The 7,784-nt window shown below is 68.6% G+C and carries 8 protein-coding genes; 4 read left to right on the top strand and 4 right to left on the bottom strand.

Annotation, left to right across the window (positions count from 1 at the left end; genetic code table 11):
• Positions 1–1,261, bottom strand: a 1,261-nt coding sequence (locus VI238_RS18340; protein ID WP_331653914.1) for a rhomboid family intramembrane serine protease, incomplete at its 3' end; no start/stop codon positions are given.
• Positions 1,262–1,366: 105 nt separating this feature from the next.
• On the opposite strand from VI238_RS18340, the gene greB reads away from it, so the two are divergent.
• Positions 1,367–1,876, top strand: a complete 510-nt coding sequence (gene greB / locus VI238_RS18335; RefSeq protein ID WP_331653913.1) for a transcription elongation factor GreB — start codon at positions 1,367–1,369, stop codon at positions 1,874–1,876.
• A gap of 257 nt (positions 1,877–2,133) precedes the next feature.
• Here the strand turns inward: greB and VI238_RS18330 are convergent, their stop codons facing one another.
• The 3 genes from VI238_RS18330 to VI238_RS18320 form a co-directional block, all read right to left on the bottom strand.
• Positions 2,134–3,291 carry an SRPBCC family protein gene (locus VI238_RS18330; RefSeq protein WP_331653912.1) on the bottom strand — a complete coding sequence of 386 codons (1,158 nt, stop codon included), beginning with the start codon at positions 3,289–3,291 and terminating at the stop codon, positions 2,134–2,136.
• 306 nt (positions 3,292–3,597) lie between these two features.
• Positions 3,598–4,239 carry a response regulator transcription factor gene (locus tag VI238_RS18325; RefSeq protein WP_331653911.1) on the bottom strand — a complete coding sequence of 214 codons (642 nt, stop codon included), beginning with the start codon at positions 4,237–4,239 and terminating at the stop codon, positions 3,598–3,600.
• The gene (locus tag VI238_RS18320; protein ID WP_331653910.1) at positions 4,236–5,423 is read right to left on the bottom strand and encodes a sensor histidine kinase; all 1,188 of its coding nucleotides are present in this window, start codon (positions 5,421–5,423) and stop codon (positions 4,236–4,238) included. The genes VI238_RS18325 and VI238_RS18320 overlap by 4 nt, the downstream gene beginning before the upstream one ends.
• Positions 5,424–5,656: 233 nt before the next feature.
• On the opposite strand from VI238_RS18320, the gene VI238_RS18315 reads away from it, so the two are divergent.
• From VI238_RS18315 to minD, 3 genes are all read left to right on the top strand, one after another.
• Entirely contained in the window at positions 5,657–6,274 is a 618-nt protein-coding gene (locus tag VI238_RS18315; protein WP_331653909.1) for a GNAT family N-acetyltransferase, read from the top strand.
• Positions 6,271–7,074 (top strand): septum site-determining protein MinC, encoded by an 804-nt coding sequence (gene minC / locus VI238_RS18310; protein ID WP_331653907.1) that lies wholly within the window; start codon positions 6,271–6,273, stop codon positions 7,072–7,074. Before VI238_RS18315 ends, minC begins: the two co-directional genes overlap by 4 nt.
• Before the next feature lie 93 nt (positions 7,075–7,167).
• Positions 7,168–7,784, top strand: a 617-nt coding sequence (gene minD / locus VI238_RS18305) for a septum site-determining protein MinD (protein WP_331653906.1), incomplete at its 3' end; no start/stop codon positions are given.

Here is a 7,784-nt window from a genome sequence, read left to right as displayed (position 1 = left end):
GGCGCACGAGCGCGAGCTGCTGAACCGGGGTCAGCGGCACGCGCCGCTCCGGCGCGGCCGTGGCGAAGTCGTCGTAGACGGCCTTCTGCTCGCGCAGCTCGGCCGCGCTGCGCAGCGGCAGTACCAGCACCGCGCGGGCGGCGCCGTCGATCCGCGGCATGCCCGGCTCGTAGCGCGCGCATCGATAGAGCGCGATGCGCACCGCAAGGTCGCCGGGGCGGCGCCCGATCATGGGTTCGAGCAGCGCGCGCGCGGCGGCGATCTCCAGCCGTCCGATGTGCGCCTGCGCGCGCTCGAGCGCCACGTCGTCCTCGACCGCCGCGTCCGCGAGCACCTCTTCGTCGAGGAACTCGCGCCGCTCCCAGCCGATCCTGCGCACCGCGAGCGCGAGCGCCGCACCGCAGACGATGCCGCCCGCGTGCGCTTCGAACGCGACGTTGGAATCGTGCACGAACGCGAGTTGCAGCACTTCCCAGCCGAGCCACGCGGGCAGCAGCACGAGCGCGGGGGCCCTGACGTAGTCGAACACGACGAAGAACCACCAGAAGAAGCGCACCTTGCGCATGCCCCACAGCACGCAATAGGCGCCCATGAGCGATGCGATCGCGCCGGAAGCGCCGACCAGCGAGCCGTGCTGCCCCCAGTGCCAGGCAAGGCTCGCGAGCGCGGCGCCGACGCCGCCGAGCAGGTAGGCGACGAGGAACAGGCCGGGGCCGAGCGCCCCCTCGACGAGCAGGCCGAGCAAGGCAAGGAACAGCATGTTTCCGAACAGATGGCCGATGCTCCCGTGCAGGAACATCGAGCCGAGGATGCGCACGGGTGAGATCTCCGACTGGCGCAGCTTCCAGTTCTCGGTGAATGAACCGTTCCAGAGGCGATCGAATCCCGCACGCGCTTCGCGCCAGTCGTCGAAGTCGGGCGCGTTCGGGTCGATCGCGGTGCCGTCGTGCAGCGCGGCGACGAACCCTTCGTCGGACTGCAGCACCGCGGCGGCGAGTCGCGCGTCGCCGTCGCCGGACGCCATCCGCTCGAACACGGCGCTGCGGCGCTCGTCGGGATGCTGGCCGAGCCAGTCGCGATACGCGGGGAACTCCCAGCGCGCGAGCCCGGTTTGCACGTAGTGATCGAGCGCCTGCTCCCTGGACGCATCGTCGCGCAGCTGCAAGCCGAAGAACACGAACGCATTGGCGAGGATGAGCGCGAGCGTCATCCACGGGAAATTGGCGCGGGTCGGCGCGCGGTGCAGTGGCAGGATCAGCACGCCGCGGCCCCTCCGCGATCGGACGATGAGTCGATTCTACGCGGTGACCCGTGGCGCGCGGATGCCACGATGGTAACGTGGGCGCTTTGCGAAGGACGGTGTTGCATGAGCCGATGGCGACCGCCTGCGCCGGCTTCCACGGCGATGATCACGCCCGACGGGCATGCGCGCCTCAAGGCCGAGCTCGACGAACTCTGGCGCGTGCGCAGGCCCGAAGTCGTGCGCGCGCTCGCTGCAGCGGCAGCCGAGGGCGATCGCTCCGAGAACGCGGAATACACCTATCGAAAGAAGCAGCTCGGCGAAATCGACCGGCGCGTTCGCTACCTGGGCAAGCGGCTCGAACGCTTGCGCGTCGTCGCCGCGCCGCCGACGGACCGCAGCGCGGCCTACTTCGGCGCATGGATCCGCATCGAGGACGAAGACGGCGTCGAGCATGCGTACCGCATCGTCGGGCCCGACGAGACCGACGCCGCGCGCGGCTGGATCAGCATCGATTCGCCGCTGGCACGTGCCGTGCTGAAGCGACGCGAGGACGACGAGTTCGAAGCCGAGCTGCCGGGCGGGCGGCGCTCGTTCGTCGTGGTCGAGGTGAGCTACGACGGGCCGCTCGAGTAACACGGGCCTTGGCCGCTCCTGCCCTTCTTGCTCGTGCTCTTCCAGCTTCTGCTCTGCATCATCGGGGCCTGGTCGGCGCTGGCCGGCGGCGGCCGAAATGGCCCGAAGGGGCGCGCGAGGGGATCGCGCGCCGCGTGCGCAGCCTTGCGACAACGCAGCGCTCCGCGAACGATGCCTCGTGAACGCCGCGAATCGACGAAGACCAAAGAAAAAGGGCGGCCGAAGCCGCCCTTTTCGATCCCGTCGAAGCGACGCGTTCAGCGCGTGATCGGCAGGTACACGCGATAGACCTCCTGGTCGACCGGCGTATCGGGCGTGGACATGTACTCGTCCCAGAAGCGACCGACACCGCCCTCGCTGTACCGATAGCCGTGCGTCTCCGCATATGCCTTCTGGTTGAGGCGGATCAGCGGCAACTGGGCCGCGCTGCCCGTGTATTCGGTGTAGAGCGCCGTGCCCTGGTACCACAACGCCGCGCGCACGTTGCCGTCGACGACGAGATAGCCCTTGTTGTCCTTCTCGCCCGGCGCGTAGGTCTTCGGCTGGCCGCTCTCGTCGACGCCTTCGTCGCTCTGGTTCGGCACCGGCGTCTCGATCGTGTAGGTCTGTCCGTTCATCGTGAACGACGGCACGCTGACCGGCACGGCGACACTGAACGTGTAGTCCTCCTCGCCCCACTCGGTCGTGATCGTCATGCGCGGGCCGGCGGCGGTGAGCCCGGCCTTCTTGAGCGCCGCTTCGATCTCGGTCATCGCCGTGCTCGTCGCGTCGGCCACTTCCTCGAGCGAGCGCTTCGCCTTCGTGTTGACGAGGAACACCGGCTTCGCCTCGACGTTGACGACGTCGATCTTCTGGTCCTTGTAGTCGGTGTTCGGGAAGCCTGCGAGCATCGCCGAGAGGCTCGCGAGGTTGCCCTGCACGATCGCCGACGGCTCGCCATTGATGTACAGGCCGCCGAAGCGATGCAGCAGGTTCCAGCCGTAGTCGACGTCGTAGGACTCGGTGACCTTCACGGTCTTGCCGTTCGCGGTCGGCTGCAGCGTGATCCTGTAGGTGCGGTTGGTACCGATCCAGTCGTTCTCGAGCGCCATCTCGACGCTGCTGTCCTGCTCGGACTTGGTGATCGTGAGCGAGCCGTCACGCACCTTCGGCGACGTGCTCGTCCAGCTCGCCTTTGCGCCGACGCCGGCTTCCGGGCCGGAGATCGTCATCTTGAGATTCGGATCGAACGCGCGCATGCCGTTCCACTGCGGGAAGCGACGGAACGAATTGACCGAGTCGTAGACCTGCCGCACCGGGCTCGGCACCTCGACGGTACGCTCGATATGGCCGTGGTCCGGCAGCAGCACGCCGACCACGACGGCGAGCAGGAACACGATCAAGAGAGCGATCAGCACTTCGAAAATACGAATCATCCGAGGTATCTCCAGAACCCAGCCATTGGCTGCACGCGGCAAGCGGCGCCCGGCCGGATCCGGCCTCGCCATCCCCTTGTGCCCTGCGTGCACGGTCCCGCGCCGGCGGGACAAGGGACGGATGGTACTGGAGTCGGGGGCGCATGTGCTACGACCCCATCCGCAGCGAACGATGCCGCGACACGGCGCGGCGTGGAAACCGCGCGCGGACGCGCTCGCGGCGCCGCCGGCGCCGTCAGGCGGCCCACCGGACGGCGCCAAGTGCGCAATCGGCGCAACACCGCCGCAGGGGCGGGCGGCAACGGCTCAGACGATGCCGAGCTCGAACGCCTTCAGGACCGCGCGGGTGCGATCGCGCACGCCGAGCTTGGAAAGGATGTTCGAGACATGATTCTTCACGGTTCCCTCGGCGACGCCGAGTGAATTGGCGATTTCCTTGTTGCTGTAGCCGCCGGCCATGAGGCGCAGGATTTCGGTCTCGCGCTCGGTCAGCGGGTCGGGCCGATCGAGGCTCGTGAACTCGTTGTGCATGCGCTCGAGGCCGCTCAGCAGGCGCTGCGTGACCATCGGCGCGACCAGCGAACCGCCTTCGGCGACGGTCTTGACCGCGTCGACGAGCTGGTCGAGCGAGACGTCCTTGAGCAGGTACCCGCGCGCACCCGCCTTGAGCCCCGCGAGTACGAGCTGGTCGTCGTCGAACGTCGTCAGGATGATCGTCGGCGGCAGCTGGTCCTTCGCCGCGAGCGCATTGAGCACGTCGAGGCCGGACATGCCCGGCATGCGCATGTCGAGCAGCACCACGTCCGGTTTCACGCGCGGAATCGTCTCGACCGCCTGCGTGCCGTCGCCGGCCTCGGCGATCACGCGGATCGAATCGGACAGTTCGAGCAGCGAGCGGATGCCCTGGCGCACCAGGGTCTGGTCGTCGACCAGGCAGACTTGGATCACGAGGTTCCCTCCAATGGCAGCAGGGCGTCGAGCGCGAAGCCCTGACCCCTGCCGGTGACGATGTCGACGCGGCCGCCGAACTGCGCGAGGCGCTCGCGCATGCCGGTGAGGCCGTTGCCCTGGCGCAGCTCGCTCGCGCCCTGGCCGTCGTCGCGCGCATGGATCGCCATCTGGCGATCGGCGCTGCGTTCGAACGTGAGCCACAGGTTGCGGGCGCCGGCATGGCGCACGGTGTTGGTGATGATCTCCTGCGCGCAGCGCAGCAGCACCTGCGCGCGCTTGGGATCGTCGACGCTGAAGCGCGGCGGCAATTCCAGGTGGATCGCGAGGCCGGGCACGCCTTCGGTGAGGTTGCGCAGCGCCTGCGTGAGGTCGATGCTGTCGCCCTCGCGCAGCTGACTCACCACCTCGCGCACGTCGCTGAGCAGCAGCTTCGCGACCGACTGGGCCTGGCGCACGTGCTCCTGCGCCTGCCCCTGCACGAGATGGCTCGCGACCTCGAGGTTGAGGCTGAGCGCGGTCAGGTGGTGGCCGACGAGATCGTGCAGCTCGCGCGAGATGCGCATGCGCTCGGCGAGCCGGCTCGATTCGGCGAGCAGCGTGCGCGTCGCGCGCAGCTCCGAATTGAGGCGCCGCTGCTCCTCGCGCGCTTCGACCTGCTGCTTGGTCACGAGCGCGGTCACGAACGCGAGCACGATGAAGCCCGAGTACAGGCTCGACTGCAGGAACGCGTCGCTGAGGCTGAAGGCCGGCTCGCGGATGCTCGCGAACACCGGCACGAGCGAGAAGTTCTGCAGCACCATCCAGGCGATGCCGATGCGCAACGGCAGAAGCCACGGCAGCACCACCGCGACCACGGCGAGCAGCAGCGCGGAGATGCCACTCTGGCTGAACCAGCCGATCGCGACCGCCATGCCGTTGAGCACGACCAGCAGCGCGATCTGCAGCGCGCGGCGGAACGGCGTGCGGCGGCGATCGCCGAGGTCGCGCGTGAGGTACCAGTAGACGACGCCGAAGACGACGTAGCAGGCGAGCCAGAGGTGGACGTAGCTGCCCGGCAGCTGCTTCTGGGCGAGGTCCTCGACCACGGTCTGGTAGCGCAGGAACGGCGTGCCGACGCTCGCGTACTGAAACAGGCCCGCGTAACGGAGCAGCTGGATGTGGTTGAACTGCGGCCAGGGCATGCCCGCATCATAAGCCGGCTGGCCGGTGGCCGACCTCCCCGGAAAGTCATTGTCGGCAGGTCGGCCGCCGCCGCTGCGCGTGCGCCCCGCCGACGTGGCCAACAGTGCCGCTAACGTTTCCGTAACGCGATCGCCCGCAACGCGCCATGACCGCACCGCGGGCCCATGCGATAATCCGCGTCGGTGGCCGCGGCCGGCAGCCGCACGCCCCACGCCATCCCACGGAGCAAGCAATGGCCCTAAGCATCCGCGACGTGCAACCGCACGATCTGGACTCGGTGCTCGCACTCAACAACGCCGCCGGCTCCACGATCCTGCCGCTGGACGTCGCCGGCCTGCGCAGGCTCTATGACGAAGCGAGCTACTTCCGCGTCGCGGAGGTCGACGGGCACGTCGCCGGCTTCCTCATCGCCCTGCGCGAGGACGCGCGCTACGACAGCCCGAATTTCCACTGGTTCCGTGCGCACTACCCGGAATTCGTCTACATCGACCGCATCGTCGTCGCGCGGCCGTACCGTGGCCTCGGGCTCGGCCGCGTGTTCTATGCCGACGTGACGAGCTACGCGGAAACGCACGTTCCCCAGCTTGCGTGCGAGGTCTTCCTAGAACCCCGCGACGACGTTTCGCTGCTGTTCCACGGCACCTCGGGTTTCCTCGAGGTCGGCCAGCAGACGATGCCGAGCAACGGCCGCCGCGTCGCCCTGCTCGCGAAGACGCTGTGCAGCTACCCGTTCGTGCGCGACACCTACCTGGAAGGGCCGACCGGGCGGCTGCCCGAGCTGCCCTGGCTCGGCGAGCGCGAGCGTGCGAACGTCCCGGTGCGCGGCGCGCGCGCTGCCGGCGGCGCATGAACGTGGCGATGACCGCGGCGGAACTCGCCAGCCTCGAGCCCGTCGCCGAGATCAAGTTCGGCCAGGTCGGCATCGCCAACCTGAAGCTCAAGCGCCTCGATCCCGATGCGCTCGCGGCCGAGCTGCGCGGCAAGGTCGACAACGCGGAACGGCTGTTCCTGCGCGCACCGGTCGTGCTCGACCTCAGCCATCTGCCGACCCTGCCGGACGTGGACGTCGTGCGCGACCTGCTCGAACGGATCCGCGCGTCCGGCATGTTGCCGGTAGGGCTGTCGTACGGAACGGGCGAGAACGAACGCATCGCCCAGGCGCTCGGCATTCCCGTGATCGCGAAGTTCCGCGCGTCGTACGAGCGCGCGCACGACGAGCCGGCCGAGGCGTCCTCGCGCGCGACGCCGCCGCCGCCTTCGCGCGAACCGCCCGCCGCATCGCGCGCGACCGCGCCGGTCGCACCTGCGAATGCGGGCGCGGGCTCGAGCGGCCTGTTGCACGACAAGCCGGTGCGCTCCGGGCAGCAGGTTTATGCGCGCGGGCGCGATCTCATCCTGACCGCGCTCGTCGGCAACGGCGCCGAGGTCATCGCGGACGGCTCGATCCACGTCTACGGCGCGCTGCGCGGTCGTGCGCTCGCGGGCGCCCAGGGCGACGAGAGCGCGCGCATCTACTGCCAGGAATTCCACGCCGAACTCGTCTCGATCGCGGGGCAGTATCGGGTGTTCGAGGACATTCCGAAGGACCTGCGCGGGCAACGCGTGCAGTGCTGGCTGGAAGGCGACAAGTTGATGTTGAAGAAGCTGTGAATCGGGAATGGGGAATCGCTGGAGCACCCGAGCCGCGCCGCTTTCGATTCCCGATTCCCGACTGACCATTCCCGCTCCACAGGAGATACACCCTTGACTGAAATCATCGTCGTCACGTCCGGCAAGGGCGGCGTCGGCAAGACCACGACGAGCGCATCGCTCGCGGTCGGCCTGGCCCGGCGCGGCAAGAAGGTCGCGGTCATCGATTTCGACGTCGGCCTGCGCAACCTCGACCTCATCATGGGGTGCGAACGGCGCGTCGTGTACGACTTCGTGAACGTGATCCAGGGCGAGTGCACGCTCAAGCAGGCCCTGATCAAGGACAAGCGCGTGGAGACGCTGTACGTGCTCGCCGCGTCGCAGACGCGAGACAAGGACGCGTTGAGCAAGGAAGGCGTCGAGCGCGTGCTCAACGAGCTCGCCGAGGACGGTTTCGACTACGTCATCTGCGATTCGCCTGCGGGCATCGAGAAGGGCGCGAGCCTCGCGATGTACTTCGCCGACCGCGCGATCGTCGTCGTCAATCCGGAAGTGTCGAGCGTGCGCGACTCCGACCGCATCCTCGGCCTGCTCGCGAGCAAGACGCGCCGCGCCGAACAGGGCGGCAGCGGCGTCGAGCAACACCTGCTGCTCACGCGGTACAACCCCGACCGCGTCGCCAACGGCGACATGATGGGCATCGCCGACGTCAAGGACATCCTCGGCATCGA

This window comes from Dokdonella sp. (assembly GCF_036518555.1).
GTDB lineage: Bacteria > Pseudomonadota > Gammaproteobacteria > Xanthomonadales > Rhodanobacteraceae > Dokdonella_A.
The sequence above is the reverse complement of the archived record's forward strand: the minus strand, read 5'-3'. Positions and strand labels throughout refer to the sequence as shown.

Excerpts from the sequence above, each read along its gene's own strand:
- VI238_RS18315 (WP_331653909.1), top strand. The coding sequence starts at position 5,657 with ATGGCCCTAAGCATCCGCGACGTGCAACCGCACGATCTGGACTCGGTG.
- minC (WP_331653907.1), top strand. The coding sequence starts at position 6,271 with ATGAACGTGGCGATGACCGCGGCGGAACTCGCCAGCCTCGAGCCCGTC.
- greB (WP_331653913.1), top strand. The coding sequence starts at position 1,367 with ATGAGCCGATGGCGACCGCCTGCGCCGGCTTCCACGGCGATGATCACG.
- VI238_RS18330 (WP_331653912.1), bottom strand. The coding sequence starts at position 3,291 with ATGATTCGTATTTTCGAAGTGCTGATCGCTCTCTTGATCGTGTTCCTG.
- VI238_RS18320 (WP_331653910.1), bottom strand. The coding sequence starts at position 5,423 with ATGCCCTGGCCGCAGTTCAACCACATCCAGCTGCTCCGTTACGCGGGC.